Source organism: Massilia sp. KIM (assembly GCF_002007115.1).
Taxonomy (GTDB): domain Bacteria; phylum Pseudomonadota; class Gammaproteobacteria; order Burkholderiales; family Burkholderiaceae_D; genus Telluria.
On the sequence record NZ_MVAD01000001.1, the window covers coordinates 17,804 to 36,721 of the forward strand.

Below are 18,918 nucleotides of genomic sequence, written 5' to 3' on the forward strand. Positions count from 1 at the left end.
CCTAGGCGCCGCGCACCATGGCCGCGGCGCGCTCGAGCAGCAGCGCGCGCTCGCGCGCGTTGGCGGTGAGGCCGGCCGCGCGTTCGAATTCGCGCCGCGCTTCCTCATGCCGTCCGAGCTTGGCCAGCAGGTCGGCGCGCACGCTCGGCAGCCAGTGGTAGCCATCCAGCTTGCCGCCTTCGGCCAGCCGGTCCGCAAGCAGCAGGCCGGCGGCCGGCCCCTCGGCCATGCCCACCGCCACCGCGCGGTTGAGCTCCACCACCGGCGACGGCTGGACCCGGGCCAGTTCGGCGTACAGGTCGGCGATGCGGCGCCAGTCGGTCTCGCCGGCGCTGCGGGCGCGCGCATGGCAGGCCGCCAGCTCGGCCTGCAGCACGTAGGGGCCGCGTCCGCCCAGCTTCGCCGCGCGCTCCAGCGCGCCCAGGCCGCGCCGGATCAGCACCCCGTCCCAGCGCGCCCGGTCCTGGTCGAGCAGCAGCACCGGACGGCCGGCGCCGTCCACCCGCGCGCCCATGCGCGAAGCCTGCAGCTCCATCAGCGCCACCAGCCCGTGCACTTCCGGCTCCTCGGGCGCGAGGCCGGCCAGGATGCGGCCCAGGCGCAGGGCTTCCTCGACCAGCTGGGGGCGCATCCAGTCCTCGCCCGCGGTGGCCGAATAGCCTTCGTTGAAGACCAGGTAGACCACCTCCAGCACCGTGCCCAGGCGCGCGCCCAGTTCGTCCGGCTCGGGCAGCTCGAAGGGGACCCGGGCCTCGCCCAGACCCCGCTTGGCGCGCACCAGGCGCTGGGCCATGGTGGGTTCCGGCACCAGGAAGGCGCGCGCGATCTCGGCGGTCGACAGGCCGCCCAGCAGCTTGAGGGTGAGCGCCACCCGCGCGTCCAGCGGCAGCACCGGATGGCAGGCGGTGAACATCAGGCGCAGCATGTCGTCCTGGAACACGTCGCGCCGCCGCTCGTCCAGGCTGTCGGAGAAATCGGGGACCACGAGCGCCTCCTGGGCCTCGAGGTCGAGGCCGATCTGTTCCAGCTTTTCGCGCAGCGAGCGGTCGCGGCGCAGGCGGTCGAGGGCGTTGTTGCGTGCGGCGGTCAGCAGCCAGGCGCCGGGGCGCTCGGGGATGCCGTCGCGCGGCCAATGCTCGAGCGCCGCCACCAGCGCATCCTGGGCCAGCTCCTCGGCCAGCCCGACATCGCGCACCATGCGCGCCACGCCAGCCACGATGCGCGCCGACTCGATGCGCCAGACCGCGGCGATGGCGCTGTCGACCGCCGCGCGCATCAGGCCTGTTCCGGGGGCATGGCTTCCATGTACACCACTTCCCAGACGTGGCCGTCCGGATCCTCGAAGCCGTGCTGATACATGAAGCCGTAATCGCGCGGCTCGGCCGGCACGCTGCCGCCGGCCGCCCTGGCCTGGGCGACTATCTCGTCTACGGCGGCGCGGCTGGTGCGCGACAGGCAGACCAGCACCTCGGTGCTCTCCCTGGCGTTGGCGATCGGCTTGCGGGTGAAGCCGGCGAAGAATGGTTCGGTGAGCAGCATCACGTAGGCGTCGGGGCCGATGATCATGCAGGCCGCGTCCTGGTTGCTGAACTGGGCGTTGAAGCCGAAGCCGAGGGCGGAGAAGAAGGTCTTGCTGCGTTCGAGGTCCTTGACCGGGAGGTTCACGTAGATCTGGGTGTTCATGGTGCTTCCTTTCGCAGTAAGGTGGTTCACAGCGCGCGCAGGGCGTCGATGGCCGGGGAAGGGGGGAAGTCGTCGAGCTCGAACAGCGGCCGTACCTCGATCTCGGCGGCCACGCCCTCGCCGTGCGGGGCGGGGAAGCGCCGCGCCCATTCCAGGGCTTCCTCGCGCGAGCGCACCTGGATCAGGGTGTAGCCGGCGATCAGCTCCTTGGTCTCGGCGAAGGGCCCGTCGATCACGCTGCGGCGCGGGCCCTCGTAGCGGATGCGCCAGCCCTGGCTGCTCGGCTTCAAGCCGTTACCGTCGAGCAGGACGCCGGCGCGGGCCAGCTCCTGGTGGTAGGCGGCCATCTCGGCCAGCAGGGCGGCTTCGGGCATGACCCCGGCCTCGGTCGCGGCGGTGGCCTTGACGATGATCATGAAACGCATGGATGACTCCTCTGGTAGCGCCGGCGGCTGCCGGTTCATCTGCTACGACGAAGGAGGGTGCGGCGTTTCGACACCGTCCGCGATATTTTTATCAGCTCTCGAAGCAGGGCGCCAGCGCGCGCACCTCGACCGTCGCCCATTCGGCGGCCGGGCAGCGCTCGGCCAGGGCGACCGCCTCGTCGAAGCTGTCCACGTTCACCAGAAAGAAACCACCGACCATTTCCTTGGCTTCGGCGAAAGGACCATCGACGATGCGGGTGCGTCCGCCGGGCGTGCTGACGCGCACCGCGTGATCGGTGGAGGCCAGCGATTCGGCGCCCAGCAGCAGGCCCCTGGACTTGAGCTCCTCGCCCCAGCGCAGCATGCGGTCGTAAGTGGCGCGGCCCTCGGCCTCGCTGCGCGTGGCGCGCTGGCCGACGGGTTCGTGGATCAGCAACATGTGGGGCATCGCGGTCTCCTTGTGGTCTTGTGCCGGAATATTGTAAACGCGCCAAGGCCGGCCGGCTCGGCCCGCGCCAGGTTTTCTGCGCGCGCAGACGAATCGGCTTCCGCCCGCACCCGCTAGCCCGGCAAGCTGATGCGGCGCAGGCCGAGCTGTACGGCAAGGGCGCAGGCAGTCGCGAGCAGGAAGGCGGTCGCCAGCGGCTGGGCCACCAGCAGCAGAGTCAGCGCCAGACAGAATACGGCGAAGGCGTAGTACCCCTTGATCATCCCGCGCAGCAGGTCGACCGCGAAGCCGGGGCCGGCGGCACGGTGGGAAAAGCCGACCAGCACCGTGCTCATCACGGGAAACATCGCGAACAGGCCGGACAGGCGCGGCCCCACTGACCCTGCTGCAGCGGTGACGGCGACGGTGAGCATGGCGCCGGCCAGCATGCGCCAGGGCAGGTCGCCGCCTGCCGCGTGCGCGCTGGGCGGGGCGGCAATGCGGCCGATCAGGCGCGGCGCCACGGCCAGTGCGGCGAGAACGGCGGCGAACGCGGCCCAGGGCGGCAGCGCGCCCAAGCGCAGGACGGACACCGCCAGCGCCCAGGCCAGGAGGGCGGCGGCCATGGCGGCCGGCATGCGCTGGCGCGCGGCGGCGCGTGCATAGACGACGCTGAACACGACGATCGCCAGCACCGTCAGCAAGGTATGGGCGGCCGCTTCGGCGGCGAAGGCGGGGCCTTGTTCGAGCGCGATCACGAGCAGGATCGGACCGGCGACGATGGGAAAGGCGGACAGCCAGCCCGCCACCCCGGGCCCCCAGCGCCGTCCGGCGAGGGTGACGGCGGCGATCAGGGAGGGGACGAGCAGGAGCTTGAGCAGCAGCGTGGGCAAATTCGGCATGGCTATGCGGCGGGTATAAAGAAAAACGCCCGCCGGATGGCGGGCGTTGCAGGCAGCAGGACTACACTCAGAGCACGTCGCTGGCGTGATCGGCCAGGCGCGAGCGTTCGCCGCGCGCCAGGGTCACGTGGCCGCTGTGGGCCCAGCCCTTGAAGCGGTCGACCACATAGGTCAGGCCGCTCGAGCCTTCGGTGAGGTAAGGCGTGTCGATCTGGGCGATGTTACCCAGGCACAGGATCTTGGTGCCGGGGCCGGCGCGCGTGACCAGGGTCTTCATCTGCTTCGGCGTCAGGTTCTGGGCTTCGTCGATGATCAGGAACTTATTGACGAAGGTGCGGCCGCGCATGAAGTTGAGCGACTTGATCTTGATGCGCGAGCGGATCAGGTCCTGGGTCGCGGCGCGGCCCCAGTCGCCGGCGTCGCCGTCGGACTTCATCAGCACCTCGAGGTTGTCGTCGAAGGCGCCCATCCAGGGCGACATCTTTTCTTCCTCGGTGCCCGGCAGGAAGCCGATGTCCTCGCCCACCGGCACCGTGACGCGGGTGACGATGATCTCGTTGTACAGCTTGGTCTCCAGCACCTGGGCCAGGCCGGCGGCCAGGGCCAGCAGGGTCTTGCCGGTGCCGGCCTGGCCGAGCAGGGTGACGAAGTCGCACTCCGGGTTCATCAGGAGATTGAGCGCGAAGTTCTGCTCGCGGTTGCGCGCGGTGATGCCCCACACATTGTTCTTCTGGTGGCCGTAGTCGCGCAGGGTCTGCAGCACGGCGGTCTTGCCGTTGATCTGGCGCACCTGGGCGTAGAAGGGGCTCTCGCCATCCTTCGGTTCCAGGTAGACGAACTGGTTCACCAGCAGGCTGTTGATGACCGGACCGGTGACGCGGTAGAAGGTCGAGGAATAGCCGTTGCGGTTCTCCTGCCAGGATTCGATGTCCTTGCCGTGGGTATCCCAGAAATTGTCCGGCAGCTGGACGATGCCCGAGTACAGCAGATCGGTGTCTTCCAGCACGTGGTCGTTGAAATAGTCCTCGGCCGGCAGGCCCATCGCGCGCGCCTTGATGCGCATGTTGATGTCCTTGGACACCAGCACGATGGCGCGGCCGGGCATCTCGTCTTCGAGCGCGCGCACCACGCCGAGGATCTGGTTGTCGGCCTTGCCCGAGGGCAGGCCTTCGGGCAGCGGGGCTGCGCCGAGCCTGGTCTGGAAGAACAGGCGGCCCTTGGCATCCTTGTTGCCGAGCTTGGCCAGCAGGATGCCGGCCTCGATCGCGTCGTCGTCGACGTTGGCGATCAGGGCGTCCAGGGTGCGCGAGACCTGGCGCGCATTGCGCGCGACCTCGGACATGCCCTTCTTGTGGTTGTCGAGTTCCTCCAGGGTCATCATCGGCAGGTAGACGTCGTGCTCCTCGAAGCGGAACAGCGAGGTCGGGTCATGCATCAGCACATTGGTGTCGAGCACGAAGACCTTGGTGATGCCCGACTTGTCGGCCTTGCGGCTGGTCGAGGACTTGACGTTGACTTCGACCGGCTTGTGCTTGGCCGGATGCGGCTGCTCGGCATCGGTCTCGCGCAGCTTGGCCACGGTGGCCGGGGCGCTGCGCGACACGTCGCCGCGCGCCGGCGCGGGGACCAGGGTGGGCGTGGCGCCTTCCGCGGCCTTCTTGCGCGCGCGTGTCTTGGGCGCGGGGACGGCCTGGCCGCTGATCAGTTCTTCGAGTTCGGCGTCGGCCTTGGCGGACGCGGGCCGGACCGGGCTCTTGCCGGGCTCAGCCTTCGGGTAATCCTTGGCCAGCAGCATGGTGGCTGGCTTGGTGGGCATTTTTGGCAGTGGCATCAGGTTCTCAATCTAAAAAATGTCGGAAAGGCCGAAGCGCGCGGGCCACGGGGCCGCGCTGGCGTTCGGGATCGATGCAGCTTGGGGGAATCGCTGCCGCATAGCCGGGCCCGGGTGTGTGCCGGTCCGGCAGGCAGCCAGATTGGAATGATGCTGATGTGTTACGGGGCAACTCAAAATAGGCGATAGCAGTCCAGCGGTTGATAAACTGGAGCCATCCCCTTCAAGGCTGGCTCTTCAGAAATTCCAGCACTTCGGCGACGTGATCGTTGACTTTCACGCCACGCCATTCTTTCACCAATCGGCCTTGAGCGTCAATGACAAACGTACTGCGCTCGACCCCGCGCACTTGCTTACCATACATATTCTTCATCTTCATGACGGCGAACTGGCTGCACAGGATTTCGTCCGGATCGGAGATCAGTTCGAAGGGCAGGCCCAGCTTGCCCTTGAAGTTCTCGTGCGAGCGCAGCGAATCGCGGCTGATGCCGTAGATCTCGGCGCCCAGGGCCTGGAACTCGGGCCAGGCTTCGCGGAAGGCGATGCTCTCGGTGGTGCAGCCCGGGGTATTGTCCTTGGGGTAGAAATACAGGACGGTATAGCGGGCCGGACGGCCTTCCAGCTCGAAGGTCCGGCCGCCGGTCATCGGGGCGCTGAAGGGGGCGATGGGCGCGGATGCGCCGGCGTCGGCAGTGAGGCTCTCGGCCACGGGGTTCTCCTGGCAGTGGCAGCGCGGCGCGCTGCGCGTGGTTTCTCCCTGGCGCGGGAGGCAGTGCGCATGATAATCCCGCACCGCCGCACTAGGCTAGTCCCAGTTGCCAGGCTGATCATCTTGCCAGATGGGGATGCTATTTCTATATTTCAAGACTTGCATCCTATTACCGCTCAGCTGCGGGCCAGCAGGACCACCCCGACCATGATCACTGCGATCGCAAGCATGCGCTGGGGCGAGACTGCTTCGCCCAGGAACATCCAGGCGCCGGCGGTGCCGATCACGTAGCCGAGCGAGAGCATGGGGTAGGCGATGGTCACGTCGGTGCGCGACAGGCCGAGGATCCAGACCACCAGCGAGATCATGTAGCACAGCACCCCGGCAACGATAGGCCACTGGGTGGCGACCTTCAGGCCGGTGAGGAACCAGTTGTCGCGGGTCAGGTGGATGGCGCCGCCGAGGGCGTTCGTGCCGGCCTTGAGCAGGAGCTGGCCGGCGGCGTTCAGGATCACGCCGGAGAGGATGAAGGCGAAAGCGGATGGGCTCATTCTTAACGGAAATAGCGCACGGGCCGCACGCGGCCGGCGCCCCAGGACAGGGGCGCGGCCCGCGCAAGGCGCGGCGGATCAGGTGGGAGAGTCGATGATCAGGGCCAGGGTGACCTTGCGGCCTTCGCCCATCAGGATGTTGTAGGTGCGGCAGGCGGCCTGGCTGTCCATGCATTCGACGCCCACGCGCAGGGCCGACAGGCTGGCGACCAGGCGCGGGTGGACGAAGCGCTGGCGCTCGCCGGTGCCGAGCACGACCACGTCGGGCGCGTCCCTGGCGATTTCCTCGAAATGGGCGGCGCTCAGGTCTTCGAAACGCGCCACGTTCCAGGGGCGCGGCGGAACTTCGGGCATGACCGTCAGGCTGTAGTTGAAGCGCTGGGCGTTGATTTCGACGCCACTGGCGTCGTAGCCGGTCACGGTCTGGTATTGTTGAGTGTTGTCGGAGTGGAGCTTCATCGTCTGCGTCGCTGATTGGCGGGGGCGCGGACAGCCAGCACGAGCGGGGCGCCGCGGCCGCAGGCCGGGTTGGGCGCGCGTACGGCGACGGCGCCAAAACGCCCATTGTAACCGCTTCGGCAAGGTTGCTTAAATCGGGCGACTTCGGCAGAATGGTATTTTTCGCATTGCAACATAACGGCTACTCTCCAGGGGATACTTTGCGACCGATTTTCAAATCCAACAAGCTCGACGATGTCTGTTACGAGATCCGCGGACCGGCGTTGGAAAAGGCGCGCCAGATGGAGGATGACGGGCAGAAGATCATCAAGCTCAACATCGGCAACCTGGCCGTGTTCGGCTTCGACCCGCCGGACGAGATCGTCCACGACATGATCCGCAACATGCAGGGCGCGGCCGGCTATACCGATTCCAAAGGCATGTTCGCGCCGCGCAAGGCGGTCATGCAATACACCCAGGAAAAGAACATCCAGGGCGTGACGATCGACGACATCTACCTGGGTAATGGCGCCTCGGAACTGATCGTGATGGCGATGCAGGGCCTGCTCAACAATGGCGACGAGGTGCTGGTGCCGGCCCCCGACTATCCGCTGTGGACCGCGGCGGTGAGCCTGGCCGGCGGCAACCCGGTGCACTACGTGTGCGACGAGCAGAGCGGCTGGCTGCCGGACATCGAGGACATGCGCAAGAAGATCACGCCGAACACGCGCGCGATCGTGGTCATCAATCCCAACAACCCGACCGGGGCCCTGTACCACCGCGAGGTGCTGCTCGAGATCGTCGAGCTGGCGCGCCAGCATGGCCTGATCATCTACGCCGACGAAATCTACGACAAGACCCTGTACGACGGCGAGGAGCATGTCTCGATCGCCTCACTCGCCGACGACGTGCTGTTCCTGACCCTGAACGGCCTGTCGAAGAACTACCGCTCCTGCGGCTACCGCGCCGGCTGGATGGTGGTGTCGGGCGAGAAGCGCCACGCCAAGGGCTATATTGAGGGCCTGAACATGCTGGCCTCGATGCGCCTGTGCGCCAATGCGCCGGGCCAGTTCGCGATCCAGACCGCGCTCGGCGGCTACCAGAGCATCGCCGACCTGGTGGGCCCGGGCGGACGCCTGCTGAAACAGCGCGACCTCGCGCACAAACTGCTTACCGATATTCCGGGTGTGTCCTGCGTCAAGCCAAAAGCCGCGCTGTACATGTTCCCGCGCCTCGACCCGAAGATGTACCCGATCACGGACGACCAGCAGTTCATCTGCGAACTGCTGTCAGAGGAAAAAGTGCTGCTGGTGCAAGGCACCGGCTTCAACTGGATCGCCCCGGACCACTTCCGGCTGGTGTTCCTGCCCAATTCCGACGACCTGGCCGACGCCTGCGGACGCATCGCGCGTTTCCTCGACGGCTACCGACGGCGCCATGGCCGCGCCTAGACCTCAACGAGAAACAAGATCATGAAACCCATCAAAGTTGGCCTCCTGGGTATCGGCACCGTCGGCGCCGGCACCTTTAACGTTCTCCAGCGCAACCAGGAAGAGATCCGCCGCCGTGCCGGCCGCGGCATCGAAATCACCATGGTGGCGGCGCGCAATACCGAACGGGCACGCCAGCTGACGAACAACAGCGTCGAAGTGGTGGCCGATCCCTTCGCCGTGGTCAACCATCCCGACATCGACATCGTGGTGGAACTGATCGGCGGCTACGAGCTGCCGCGCGAGCTGGTGCTCAAGGCGATCGCCAACGGCAAGCACGTGGTGACCGCCAACAAGGCCTTGCTGGCGCTGCACGGCAACGAGATCTTCGCCGCCGCCCAGGACAAGGGCGTGACGGTGGCTTTTGAAGCGGCCGTGGCCGGCGGCGTGCCGATCATCAAGGCGCTGCGCGAAGGCCTGACCGCCAACCGCATCGAATCCGTGGCCGGCATCATCAACGGCACCACCAACTTCATCCTGTCGGAAATGCGCGAGAAGGGCCTGGACTTCGCGACCGTGCTCAAGCAGGCGCAGGAACTCGGCTATGCCGAGGCCGACCCGACCTTCGACATCGAGGGCGTGGACGCGGCCCACAAGCTGACCATCATGTCGGCGATCGCCTTCGGCATTCCGGTGCAGTTCGACAAGGCCTATGTGGAAGGCATCAGCCAGTTGAAGGCGGACGACATCCGCTACGCCGAGCAACTGGGCTACCGCATCAAGCTGCTGGGCATCACGCGCCGCACCCGCACCGAAACCGGCGAGGGCATCGAACTGCGCGTGCACCCGACCCTGATCCCGGCCGCGCGCCTGATCGCCAACGTCGAAGGGGCGATGAACGCGGTGCTGGTGCAGGCCGACGCCGTCGGCGCCTCGCTCTATTACGGCAAGGGCGCGGGCTCGGAGCCGACCGCCTCGGCCGTGATCGCCGACCTGGTCGACGTCACCCGCCTGGCCACCGTCGACCCGTATTGCCGCGTGCCGCACCTGGCCTTCCAGCCGAACGAGATGACCGACGTGGCGATCGTGCCGATGGCCGAGATCACCACCAGCTACTACCTGCGCGTGCACGTGAAGGACCAGCTGGGCGTGATGGCCGACCTGACCCGCATCCTGGCCGATGCCGGCATCTCGATCGACGCCGTGCTGCAGAAGGAGCCGGGCGACCAGACCGACATCGACATCGTGATCCTGACCCACCAGACCCGCGAGAAGAACATCGACGCGGCGATCGCCAAGATCGAGGCGCTGCCGGCGGTGATCAGCAAGGTGACCCGGATCCGTCTGGAAGCGCTGAGCTGACACGCGGCGCGGCTGCCTGCCGCAGTACAAGATCCGGAGATGACGACGCCGTCTTTTCCGGATTTTTTTTGCCCGCTCAGCCCGTTTTTGTGCGGCGTGTCATAGGGGCGGCATTTCCCACTGGACCGGCCGGGGCGGTGGCAGGCAGTCCGGCAGCGGACGCAGGGGAGGGGGCTCGTCGTCGTCGAGGAGGGCGGTGGTCAGGAGCAGCAGGTCCTGCTCGATGTGCTCGAACAGCGCATTGGCGACGCTGGCGTAGCAGACGTGGAAGTTGGCGGAAGTCATCCGCGGATTCTACCTGCGCTGCACTGCACCATGGTCCCGGATCGTTTCCGGTTTGATTCATTTCAATCAGGTATCGCCTGCATCACACAGTTTGACCGCACAGGCTTGCCGCGGACGGCGCTCCGTGCATCGAAATCCGCGACCGGGAGTATCGGATTGGGCTACCGCAACATGTTTGTGAGAAACAGCGTTTGTTTGGCGAGGTCGGCCGTTGTACATTACGCACTCCTTCTTCAGCGAGCAAAAGCTCATGAGCAAACCGAACCAGTTTTCCCTGCTGAGTCAGCGCCGTTTCGGCCCCTTCTTCTGGACCCAGTTCCTGGGCGCCTTCAACGACAACCTGTTCAAGACCGCGCTGCTGGTCGTGCTGACCTATGACGCCCTGTCCTGGACCACGCTCGACCCGGCCCTGCTGAACAACCTGATCCCGGGGCTGTTCATCCTGCCTTTCGTTCTGTTCTCGGCCACCGCCGGCCAGATCGCCGACAAGTACGACAAGGGCAAGCTGGCGCGTTTCGTCAAGCTGTTGGAGATCGGGATCATGCTGGTCGCCTGCGTCGGCTGGGTGTACAAGGAATTGTGGCTGCTGGTCGCGGCCGTGGCCGGCATGGGCCTGCACTCGACCCTGTTCGGGCCGGTCAAATACGCCTATCTGCCGCAGCAGCTCAAGCCTGAAGAGCTGGTGGGCGGCAACGGCGTGATCGAGATGGGCACCTTCGTCGGCATCCTGCTGGGCGAAGTGGCGGGCGCGATCCTGGTCGCCTACAAGCCGATCGGCATCGAACTGGTGGCCGGCGCCACCCTCGGCTGCGCGGTGCTGGGCCTGATCGCGAGCTGGCGCATTCCGCCTTCGCCGGCGCCGGCGCCCGAGCTGAAGATCAGCCGCAATCCTTTCGCCGAGTCGATCCGCAACCTGAACTTCTCGCGCCAGAACCGCACGGTCTTCCTGTCCATGCTGGGCAATTCCTGGTTCTGGTTCTATGGCGCCCTGATGCTGGCCCAATTCCCGCTGTTTGCCAAGGATTACCTGCACGGCGACCACAGCGTCTTCGTGCTGCTGCTGACCGTCTTCTCGCTCGGCATCGGCGCAGGCTCGCTGCTGTGCGAACGCCTGTCCGGCCACAAGGTCGAGATCGGCCTGGTGCCCTTCGGCTCGATCGGCCTGTCGCTGTTCGGGATCGACCTGTATTTCGCCAGCGCGGCTTTCGGCGGCACGGCGGCGGTGGACGCCTTCGCGCTCCTGCAGCAGCCGGGCGTGTGGCGCATCCTGGCCGATATCGTTCTGATCGGCATCTTCGGCGGCTTCTACATCGTGCCCCTGTTCGCGCTGATCCAGACCCGTTGCGACCAGAAACACGTGTCGCGCACCATCGCCGGCATGAACATCCTCAACGCGTTGTTCATGGTGGCTTCGGCCGGCGTCGCCATCCTGCTGCTGGGGCAGGGCTTCAGCATCCCCGAACTGTTCCTGGTCACGGCCCTGCTCAATGCCGTGGTGGCGGTGTACATCTTCTCGCTGGTGCCGGAATTCCTAATGCGCTTCCTGGCCTGGCTGCTGATCCACACCGTCTACCGGGTGCGCACCGTGGACACGGCGCGCATTCCGGAAGAAGGACCGGCGGTGCTGGTGTGTAACCATGTCAGCTATGTGGACGCGCTGGTGATCGGCGCCGCGAGCCCGCGCCCGATCCGTTTCGTGATGGACCACCGCATCTTCAACACGCCTTTCCTGAGCTGGCTGTTCCGCGCCGCCAAGACGATCCCGATTGCGCCGGCCAAGGAAGATCCCTGGGTCATGGAAAAAGCCTTCGTCGATATCGCCCAGGCCCTGCACGAGGGCGAACTGGTGTGCATCTTCCCTGAAGGGAAGCTGACCTCGACCGGCGAGATCAACGAGTTCCGCGCGGGGATTTCCAAGATCGTCGCGCGCAGCCAGGTGCCGGTGATTCCGATGGCGCTGCGCGGGCTGTGGGGCAGCATGTTCACGCGCGACAAGACCAACTTCTTCGAGCGCCGCATCGAGCGCGGCGTACGCTCCAAGCTGGCGCTGGCGGTCGGCCTGCCGGTGCCGCCGGAGCAGGCCACGCCCGAATACCTGCAAGAGCAGGTGCTGGCGCTGCGCGGCGACTGGAAGTAGAGCCCTTCAGCCCGGCTGGCGCAGCGGCCTGGCCGCGGCCGGCTTGCCGATCCAGGTGGCGCGGTGCCACAGGGCTTCGAGCGGGCCCTGGCTGTGGCGGCGCAGCCACCAGGCGCTGAACCAGCATTGCAGGCCCGCCAGCGCGAGACCGATCAGGATCGCGCTCGAGGCGCCGGTCGAGGCGTAGAGTCCGAGGCCCCAGCCGTAATAGATGGCGGTGCCGACCAGGGATTGCATGAGATAGCTGGTCAGGCTCATGCGGCCGATCGGGACCAGCGCCGACAGCAGGCGCCGGGCGGCACCGCTCCGGTAGAGCAGGGCGAAGCCGGAAACCAGCAGGGCGGCCAGCGCCAGGTTGGACCAGGAGCCGAGGATGGTCAGCAGGGGACGCTTGAGGCCGTCCGCGCCGGTCCAGCCATTCAAGGCGCGGACCGTGAAGAACAGGGGCAGGAACAGGATCAGGGCGAGCAGGGCAATCCTGCGCAAGCGCCGGGTGGCGGCGGGCTCGTCCGCGAACAGGCGCAGGCGGCAGGCGAGCATGCCGAGCATGAACAGGGCCGGGATCTGGAACAGGCGGCCGTTTTCCCAGCTCCACAGCACGACGCCGGTCTTGCCGTTGCTGAGATTGCCGGTCCAGACCTCCCACAGCGAGCCGTTCGCCAGATAGGCATTGGCGCGGCCGAAATAGGCCCAGGACTCCGGGTCCGGCAATTTGGCGGCCGGGGCGGGGAGGGCGCGCATCAGTTCGTACAGGGCGTGAGGCTGGAGCAGCAGCAGGCAGGCGAGCGCCAGCATCAGGCGATGGCTGGCCCGGGCCACGAACAGCAGGCTCAAGCCGAGCACGGCGTAGAGGCTGAGGATGTCGCCGTGGTAGAACAGCGAATTGACCAGTCCAAAACCGAGCAGGAGCAGCATGCGCCAGGCGAAACGCGGGCGGAAGTCCTCGCCGAGGGCGGCGCGGCGGTCGGATTGCAGGGCGAAGGTGACTCCGAACAGGAAGGCGAAGATGGCGTAGGCCTTGCCGCCGAACAGGAAGAACATCGTGTCCCAGATCAGTTTGTCGAGACTGACGACCCAGGCCGGAAGATTGGCTGGCGTGTGATAGAGGTCGAAGTGCTCGATGTTATGCAGCAGCATGATCGCGACGATGGCGAAACCGCGCAGGGCGTCGACGACGGCAAGGCGTTCGGATGGTGAGGACATCGGTGCTCCGGCTGGGTGGGGAGTGCTCATTTTGGATTGGAATTGTTTCCAATTCAACACCGTGCGCATGAAACGTGGCCAGGGAAGAGGGAGTAGAGCGGGGTGGGCCAAGCTCGGACAGGGCTTGATCGCCGCTCGATCAGGCTGGAATTTAGGCGGCCGCAAGAATTTGATTCGAAACGTATAACAAAACCTTAAGAAATTTTTCCAGCTCTGATATAATTGCTGGCTAGTCGGGGCGTAGCGCAGCCTGGTAGCGTACCTGCATGGGGTGCAGGGGGTCGGAGGTTCGAATCCTCTCGCCCCGACCAACAAAATCGAGTAGTTGCGGCGAAAGCCGTGGATGAACAGCACTGAATATTATGAATTCTTATAATATCGGTGCTGTTTTTTCGTTTGGAGCTGCCAATCGAGAAACCGTCTGCTCGCCTCTCGCTGCATAGCGCCGAAGATCCTTTCAACGATGAGAAATTGGAAGCGCGTCGCATTCAGGACTCGTTGTACGCGTCCGATTCCTGGCATTACTTCCACTGGATTGTCTTTGGCCCTGCAGAGCGGTCTCTGGAAGATTAGTCCGCGTCGCTTGCCCGGATGACCGTCGACGAGAGTGGCTCAATCGAAAACTGGCACTGCCATTGACGGCCCCGCCGGGGCCGCGACCCCATCTGGGGTGCTGCGCAGGCCTGGTGCAGGTGTGGGGTATGTGTAGCGCTTTCCGTCAAATACACGCACGCACGGCGAGACCGGAGCGCGGCGCCAGGTCGGCACGCCATAGGCGGCTCATCCTCGGCGAACACCCGGATGGAACTTCGCCGCGTCGCCTAGGGACAGCACCGATCATGAATGAGTGTCTCGCCTATTGCACCTCTTCGTGCTCGGCGATCAGCACGGCGGCGCTGTACAGGTCCGGCGCCATCCGCGTCGGCAGGCGGCGTGGCCCGAGGCGCCATTCGGTTTCATTGCCGTTGTCGATCAGGAGCGTGTGGCAGCCGGCGCGGTTGCCGGCTTCGACGTCGTGCAGCACGTCGCCGACCATCCATGAGGACTTCAAATCGATGCCATGTTCGAGCGCGGCCTTGAGCAGCATGCCGGGCGAGGGCTTGCGGCAGTCGCAGGCCAGCGCATACTTCGCGACCGTGCCCAACGGGTGGTGGGGGCAGTAGTAGAAGCCGTCCAGCGTGAGCTGTTCGCGGAACAGCAGGTCGGACAGGCGGTCCGCGACCGGGCCCATCGCGTCCTCGCCGAAGCAGCCGTGTGCGATGCCGGACTGGTTGGTGACCACGAACAGGCGGTAATCGAGGCTGGCGAGCAGGCGCAGCGCCATGCCGGCGCCGCTCACAAGGCGGATGCGGCGCGGCTCGACGTTATAGGGAAGATCGTCGACCAGGGTGCCGTCCTTGTCGAGGAAGATCGCTTTGATGCTCATGCATTCACCTGGCTGGGTAGGTGGGTTGACGCGGCCGGCACCGGCGCCACCTCGAGTATCGATTCATAGACCTCCAGCACGCGTTCCCCCACGCGTTCCCAGGTGTGCTGCCTGCTCGCGCGCAGGTGGCCGGCCTGTCCCATCGTGTGCGCCAGCGCTGGCTGACGCGCCAGGCGCGCAAGGCGTTCGGCCAGGACCTCGGCGTCGCGCGGAGGAATCAGGTAACCAGTGACGCCATCCTCGATGTAGCTCCTGATGCCGCCGAGCTCGGCGCCAACGACCGGGCGCGCGCAGGCCATTGCTTCCAGCGCCGTACGCATGGACCCCGCATGCCAGGGCATGCTGACCACGACATCGGCAGCGTTGTAGTAGTCACGCAGCATGTCGCCGCCGGCCGGGCAGGCGAAACGCAGTGTCGCGGCGATGCCGAGTTCGTCCGCAAGGCAGCGTATCCGCCCCTGTTCGTGCCTTTCCTTCTGGTCATGTGCGCCAGGGCCGACGAGCACCAGTCCGGAGTCGATCCCATAGCGCGTGCGCAGCATGGCCACGCCGCGGACGACGGTGTCCGCGCCTTCGCGCGCACGCATGCGGCCAATGTGCAGCACCGTGAAGCGTTCTTGCGGCAGGCGCAGGCTGCGGCGCGCGTCCACTAGGGAGAGCGGCCATAATGCATCGGGGGCATAACCCGTCGCCGCCACGGCAATGCGGGTTCTGGCGGCGCCGAACAAGTGCTCGATTGCACCTTGTTCGTCCTCGCTGTCGGCCAGGATGGCGGCGGCTTCGCGCGCCAGCGCGGCCTCGATGCCCGCGTGGGCGGGCGGCGTGTCCTTCGAGCCCGCGCTCCTGCGCTGCGGCAGACCGAGCGCTTGCGAACCCAGCACGAAGGGCAGGCGCAGGGCGTGCTTCAGATGCAGTGCTACCAGGCCCGAGCCAAGACAGCCTGCATGCACCAGCCGGTAGATGAAGAGCTGGCTGCGCACGAAGCGGGCGACGGAACGCGCGAAGGCATCCATGCGGGCCGGCAGGGACACGACGCCTGTCCGTGCCCCCACCGGCATGTGGATGATCCTCACGCCGTCCAGGCGACGCACGAGCTGGTGCTGCTCCGACGCCTCGTGCCAGGTGAACAGGTCGACCTGCACGCCCAGCCGTGCCAGCGCGCAGGCGAACCGGACCAGATCGTGGCCCATCGGCGGGTTGGCGATCCCGCTCGCGCAACCGGGCGTGCTGAGGTCGCCGATCAGTGCGACGCGCAGCGGCTCACGGAGCTTGAAGGCAGGGGCCTGGGCTGTGGCGTGTTCGAGGGGCATGCGAAACTCCCTGGCGGTCGAGGGCGGCTTCAGGCGAACCGCACGCGGTAGCGCAGCGCTCCGGCGAGGCGCCAGAACACCGCCAGCGGCGGCAGCAGGGCCGAGGTGACGATCATTTCGGCCACATGCGAGGGGCTGTGGGCCGTTCCCTTCAGCTTGTGCACGCACAGCCAGGCCGTCAGTACCAGCCAGGCGGCGCCGGCGCCGGCTGCGGCCGGCTTGAAGCCGAGCGCCAGACTGCCGAGCGCCGCGACGAGGGCGGCGACGATGGCATAGTGCTCCCAGCAGGGGCGCGTTTCGATTCTCTGGCGGTACAGGGTGGGGTGCTTCTTGTACAGCAGGGCGTCGAACACCGCGTGCCGGATTTGCAGCAGGCTCGCGCCCCAGGGCGTGGGACGGACCGGATGCACGGCCAGCGCCTGTGGCGCGCGGGCCACCTGGATGCCGCTTTCCAGCAATCGGAAGTGCAGGTCGGCGTCGCTGCCGCGCTGCACGCTGAAGCGCTCGTCGAAGCCGTCCGTGCGGTCGAGCACCGCGCGCCGGATGAAGCAGTTGGCGCTGGTGAAGTCGGCCTGCTCGTGCGCGTGGGCGCTGCGCTGGCGGTCGGTGGGGCGGGCTGGCACCGGCGTTTCGATACGGCCGCAGACGACGTCGATGTTGTCGCTGAAGGCCGCGAGGCCCTGGGCCAGCCAGTCCATGGCCGGCACCGCGTCGTCGCTGGTGAAGGCGACGAAGGCGGCGCGCGCCGCGCGCCAGCCGCGGTTGCGCGCCGCCGCCGGCCCGCGCGGCCCCGGGTTGGCGACGTAGACCAGGCGCGGACCGCGGTCGAGCGTGCGCGTGCGCCAGCCGGCGACCAGATGCAGGGTATTGTGGTTGGGCTCGTCATCCACGACGATGACTTCGTAGCTGCGCGGATCCAGGCTCTGCCGCATCAGCGCATCCAGGCTGCGATCGAGCAGGTCCATGCGGCCGCATGCCGGCAGCACCACCGACACGGCAATCAGGGCATCATCCGTTGCTGACATGGGACATCTCCGCTTGTGTTCGCGAAACTCGTTCACCCGGCGCACCGGATGGATGCGCTGGCGGGCATGGTCATGACGGGTGTTGAGTGCAGTTCGATTTGTCCCGGGCTGGGTGGTTCCGGCCCGCCCGTCCAGCTTGGATGTGCGTCAAAGGCGACGGCAATGGTGAGCCGGGCGGGCCTTTCCCCCGCTATGCTTGATCCTGTTTGCTACACTTCCGTCCGTGTACAACAAGACCAACAGGGGACCAGCATGAAACAACTGTATATCGATGGCCGGTGGATCGACGGCGCCGCGGTGAGCACCTCCCGCAGCCCTTCCGACCGCAGCGACCTCATCGCCGAGTATGCGAGCGCGGGCGCGGAGCAGGCCGTCATGGCGGTGGCGGCCGCCCATGCCGCCGCGCCGGGCTGGGGCCTGTCGGGCGTGCAGCAGCGCGCCGATGCGCTGGACGCCATCGGCAGCGAAATCCTGGCGCGCAAGGTCGAACTCGGCACCCTGTTGTCGCGCGAAGAGGGCAAGACGCTGCCCGAAGGTATTGCCGAGGTCGGGAGGGCCGGCGCCATCTTCAAGTTCTTTGCCCAGGAGGCGCTGCGCGTGCGCGGCGATCACCTGGCCTCGGTGCGTCCCGGCATCGAGGTCGACGTCACCCGCGAGCCCGTGGGCGTCGTCGGCATCATCGCTCCCTGGAATTTTCCGATAGCCATTCCGGCCTGGAAGATCGCACCGGCCCTGGCCTACGGCAATACCGTCGTCTTCAAGCCGGCGGAGCTGGTGCCGGGCAGCGCCTGGGCGCTGGCCGAGATCATCAGCCGGGCTGGCCTGCCGCCCGGCGTGTTCAACCTGGCGATGGGGCCGGGCCGCGTGGTGGGCGAAGCGATGCTCAACGACAGCCGCGTCAACGCCATCAGCTTTACCGGTTCCACATCCACCGGCGAACGGGTGCTGCTGGCCTGCGCCAAGCGCCGCGCCCGCGTCCAGCTCGAGATGGGCGGCAAGAATCCGCTGGTGGTGCTGGCCGACGCCGACCTCGACGTGGCGGTCAACGCGGCGCTGCAGGGTTCCTTCTATTCCACCGGGCAGCGCTGCACGGCATCCTCGCGCCTGATCGTGGACGAGCAGATCTACGGCCGCTTCATCGACGACCTGGCCGGACGCATGGCGGCCCTGAAGGTGGGGCATGCACAGCACGAAGGCACCGACATCGGGCCGGTCGTCGACGCCTCCCAGCTGGAGCAGGACTTGTCCTATATCGAAATCGCGAAAGGGGAGGGGGCGCGGCTGGTATGCGGCGGCGAGCGCCTGAAGCGCGACACCGAGGGCTATTTCCTGAGCCCCGCGCTGTTCGCCGACTGCGAACCCGGCATGCGCCATGCGCGCGAAGAAATTTTCGGACCCGTGGCCTCGGTGATCCCCGCCAAGGGCTACGAGCACGCGCTGGCGCTGGCCAACGACACCGAATTCGGCCTGACCGCGGGCATCTGCACCACCTCGCTCAAGCACGCGACCCATTTCAAGCGCAATGCGAAGGCGGGCATGGTCATGGTCAACCTGCCCACCGCCGGGGTCGATTACCACGTACCTTTCGGTGGCACCAAGGCGTCGAGCTTCGGGCCGCGCGAACAGGGAACGCACGCGGTGGAATTCTTTACCACCGTGAAGACGAGCTATACCGGCGCCTGAAGCAGCTTCAGGCAGGGGAGGGAGGCCGCGCATCTTTCCTGGCGGTCAGATGCGCGGAACAGCGGCCGGAAGGCTTACGGCCGCGGGCGTT

At 66.7% G+C, this 18,918-nt stretch carries 18 protein-coding genes and 1 tRNA gene; 5 read left to right on the forward strand and 14 right to left on the reverse strand.

The window, feature by feature from the left end:
- Window position 1: 1 nt before the first annotated feature.
- From B0920_RS00055 to B0920_RS00095, 9 genes are all read right to left on the reverse strand, one after another.
- Complete coding sequence (locus tag B0920_RS00055; RefSeq protein WP_078030560.1) at window positions 2-1,276, reverse strand: RNA polymerase sigma factor; 1,275 nt, start codon at window positions 1,274-1,276, stop codon at window positions 2-4.
- Complete coding sequence (locus tag B0920_RS00060) at window positions 1,276-1,683, reverse strand: VOC family protein (RefSeq protein ID WP_078030561.1); 408 nt, start codon at window positions 1,681-1,683, stop codon at window positions 1,276-1,278. The genes B0920_RS00055 and B0920_RS00060 overlap by 1 nt, the downstream gene beginning before the upstream one ends.
- Window positions 1,684-1,709: 26 nt before the next feature.
- Window positions 1,710-2,108 carry a YciI family protein gene (locus B0920_RS00065; protein ID WP_078030562.1) on the reverse strand — a complete coding sequence of 133 codons (399 nt, stop codon included), beginning with the start codon at window positions 2,106-2,108 and terminating at the stop codon, window positions 1,710-1,712.
- A gap of 91 nt (window positions 2,109-2,199) precedes the next feature.
- Complete coding sequence (locus B0920_RS00070) at window positions 2,200-2,556, reverse strand: YciI family protein (RefSeq protein ID WP_078030563.1); 357 nt, start codon at window positions 2,554-2,556, stop codon at window positions 2,200-2,202.
- A gap of 113 nt (window positions 2,557-2,669) precedes the next feature.
- On the reverse strand, window positions 2,670-3,437 hold the full coding sequence (locus B0920_RS00075; protein ID WP_078030564.1) for a hypothetical protein: 768 nt from the start codon (window positions 3,435-3,437) through the stop codon (window positions 2,670-2,672).
- A 67-nt stretch (window positions 3,438-3,504) separates the two neighbouring features.
- The gene (locus tag B0920_RS00080; RefSeq protein WP_078030565.1) at window positions 3,505-5,268 is read right to left on the reverse strand and encodes a PhoH family protein; all 1,764 of its coding nucleotides are present in this window, start codon (window positions 5,266-5,268) and stop codon (window positions 3,505-3,507) included.
- A 223-nt stretch (window positions 5,269-5,491) separates the two neighbouring features.
- A complete protein-coding gene (locus tag B0920_RS00085; RefSeq protein WP_078030566.1) occupies window positions 5,492-5,977 on the reverse strand; it encodes a peroxiredoxin in 486 nt (161 codons plus the stop codon).
- Window positions 5,978-6,153: 176 nt separating this feature from the next.
- Window positions 6,154-6,528 carry an EamA family transporter gene (locus B0920_RS00090; protein ID WP_078030567.1) on the reverse strand — a complete coding sequence of 125 codons (375 nt, stop codon included), beginning with the start codon at window positions 6,526-6,528 and terminating at the stop codon, window positions 6,154-6,156.
- Window positions 6,529-6,606: 78 nt separating this feature from the next.
- On the reverse strand, window positions 6,607-6,987 hold the full coding sequence (locus B0920_RS00095) for an Mth938-like domain-containing protein (RefSeq protein ID WP_078030568.1): 381 nt from the start codon (window positions 6,985-6,987) through the stop codon (window positions 6,607-6,609).
- Window positions 6,988-7,187: 200 nt separating this feature from the next.
- Here B0920_RS00095 and B0920_RS00100 point away from each other — a divergent pair, with 200 nt between their 5' ends.
- Both B0920_RS00100 and B0920_RS00105 read left to right on the forward strand, forming a co-directional pair.
- Window positions 7,188-8,417: a pyridoxal phosphate-dependent aminotransferase gene (locus B0920_RS00100; RefSeq protein ID WP_078030569.1), complete on the forward strand. Its 1,230-nt coding sequence runs from the start codon at window positions 7,188-7,190 to the stop codon at window positions 8,415-8,417.
- A 21-nt stretch (window positions 8,418-8,438) separates the two neighbouring features.
- Complete coding sequence (locus tag B0920_RS00105; RefSeq protein ID WP_078030570.1) at window positions 8,439-9,758, forward strand: homoserine dehydrogenase; 1,320 nt, start codon at window positions 8,439-8,441, stop codon at window positions 9,756-9,758.
- 99 nt (window positions 9,759-9,857) lie between these two features.
- On the opposite strand, the gene B0920_RS00110 is transcribed toward B0920_RS00105, so the two are convergent.
- Window positions 9,858-10,043: a hypothetical protein gene (locus tag B0920_RS00110; protein WP_078030571.1), complete on the reverse strand. Its 186-nt coding sequence runs from the start codon at window positions 10,041-10,043 to the stop codon at window positions 9,858-9,860.
- 250 nt (window positions 10,044-10,293) lie between these two features.
- Between B0920_RS00110 and B0920_RS00115 the strand changes: the two genes are divergently transcribed.
- Window positions 10,294-12,180 carry an MFS transporter gene (locus tag B0920_RS00115; protein WP_078030572.1) on the forward strand — a complete coding sequence of 629 codons (1,887 nt, stop codon included), beginning with the start codon at window positions 10,294-10,296 and terminating at the stop codon, window positions 12,178-12,180.
- A gap of 6 nt (window positions 12,181-12,186) precedes the next feature.
- Here the strand turns inward: B0920_RS00115 and B0920_RS00120 are convergent, their stop codons facing one another.
- Window positions 12,187-13,383 carry a DUF418 domain-containing protein gene (locus tag B0920_RS00120; RefSeq protein WP_078030573.1) on the reverse strand — a complete coding sequence of 399 codons (1,197 nt, stop codon included), beginning with the start codon at window positions 13,381-13,383 and terminating at the stop codon, window positions 12,187-12,189.
- A gap of 234 nt (window positions 13,384-13,617) precedes the next feature.
- Here B0920_RS00120 and B0920_RS00125 point away from each other — a divergent pair.
- Window positions 13,618-13,694, forward strand: a tRNA-Pro gene (locus tag B0920_RS00125).
- A gap of 545 nt (window positions 13,695-14,239) precedes the next feature.
- On the opposite strand, the gene B0920_RS00130 is transcribed toward B0920_RS00125, so the two are convergent.
- Genes B0920_RS00130 through B0920_RS00140 form a run of 3 tightly spaced genes read right to left on the reverse strand, consistent with a single transcriptional unit; the run spans window position 14,240 to window position 17,144 of the window.
- Entirely contained in the window at window positions 14,240-14,809 is a 570-nt protein-coding gene (locus B0920_RS00130; RefSeq protein WP_078030574.1) for an HAD-IIIA family hydrolase, read from the reverse strand.
- Complete coding sequence (locus B0920_RS00135; protein WP_078030575.1) at window positions 14,806-16,119, reverse strand: glycosyltransferase; 1,314 nt, start codon at window positions 16,117-16,119, stop codon at window positions 14,806-14,808. The genes B0920_RS00130 and B0920_RS00135 overlap by 4 nt, the downstream gene beginning before the upstream one ends.
- 29 nt (window positions 16,120-16,148) lie before the next feature.
- Entirely contained in the window at window positions 16,149-17,144 is a 996-nt protein-coding gene (locus tag B0920_RS00140; protein WP_078030576.1) for a glycosyltransferase family 2 protein, read from the reverse strand.
- Window positions 17,145-17,396: 252 nt separating this feature from the next.
- Here B0920_RS00140 and B0920_RS00145 point away from each other — a divergent pair, with 252 nt between their 5' ends.
- Window positions 17,397-18,827 carry an aldehyde dehydrogenase family protein gene (locus tag B0920_RS00145; RefSeq protein ID WP_078030577.1) on the forward strand — a complete coding sequence of 477 codons (1,431 nt, stop codon included), beginning with the start codon at window positions 17,397-17,399 and terminating at the stop codon, window positions 18,825-18,827.
- Window positions 18,828-18,918 lie beyond the last annotated feature (91 nt).

What these genes read in the sequence shown, in the direction of transcription:
- B0920_RS00055 (WP_078030560.1), bottom strand. Translation starts at nt 1,276, where the DNA reads ATGCGCGCGGCGGTCGACAGCGCCATCGCCGCGGTCTGGCGCATCGAG.
- B0920_RS00060 (WP_078030561.1), bottom strand. Translation starts at nt 1,683, where the DNA reads ATGAACACCCAGATCTACGTGAACCTCCCGGTCAAGGACCTCGAACGC.
- B0920_RS00065 (WP_078030562.1), bottom strand. Translation starts at nt 2,108, where the DNA reads ATGCGTTTCATGATCATCGTCAAGGCCACCGCCGCGACCGAGGCCGGG.
- B0920_RS00070 (WP_078030563.1), bottom strand. Translation starts at nt 2,556, where the DNA reads ATGCCCCACATGTTGCTGATCCACGAACCCGTCGGCCAGCGCGCCACG.
- B0920_RS00075 (WP_078030564.1), bottom strand. Translation starts at nt 3,437, where the DNA reads ATGCCGAATTTGCCCACGCTGCTGCTCAAGCTCCTGCTCGTCCCCTCC.
- B0920_RS00080 (WP_078030565.1), bottom strand. Translation starts at nt 5,268, where the DNA reads ATGCCACTGCCAAAAATGCCCACCAAGCCAGCCACCATGCTGCTGGCC.
- B0920_RS00090 (WP_078030567.1), bottom strand. Translation starts at nt 6,528, where the DNA reads ATGAGCCCATCCGCTTTCGCCTTCATCCTCTCCGGCGTGATCCTGAAC.
- B0920_RS00095 (WP_078030568.1), bottom strand. Translation starts at nt 6,987, where the DNA reads ATGAAGCTCCACTCCGACAACACTCAACAATACCAGACCGTGACCGGC.
- B0920_RS00105 (WP_078030570.1), top strand. Translation starts at nt 8,439, where the DNA reads ATGAAACCCATCAAAGTTGGCCTCCTGGGTATCGGCACCGTCGGCGCC.
- B0920_RS00110 (WP_078030571.1), bottom strand. Translation starts at nt 10,043, where the DNA reads ATGACTTCCGCCAACTTCCACGTCTGCTACGCCAGCGTCGCCAATGCG.
- B0920_RS00115 (WP_078030572.1), top strand. Translation starts at nt 10,294, where the DNA reads ATGAGCAAACCGAACCAGTTTTCCCTGCTGAGTCAGCGCCGTTTCGGC.
- B0920_RS00120 (WP_078030573.1), bottom strand. Translation starts at nt 13,383, where the DNA reads ATGTCCTCACCATCCGAACGCCTTGCCGTCGTCGACGCCCTGCGCGGT.
- B0920_RS00130 (WP_078030574.1), bottom strand. Translation starts at nt 14,809, where the DNA reads ATGAGCATCAAAGCGATCTTCCTCGACAAGGACGGCACCCTGGTCGAC.
- B0920_RS00135 (WP_078030575.1), bottom strand. Translation starts at nt 16,119, where the DNA reads ATGCCCCTCGAACACGCCACAGCCCAGGCCCCTGCCTTCAAGCTCCGT.
- B0920_RS00140 (WP_078030576.1), bottom strand. Translation starts at nt 17,144, where the DNA reads ATGTCAGCAACGGATGATGCCCTGATTGCCGTGTCGGTGGTGCTGCCG.
- B0920_RS00145 (WP_078030577.1), top strand. Translation starts at nt 17,397, where the DNA reads ATGAAACAACTGTATATCGATGGCCGGTGGATCGACGGCGCCGCGGTG.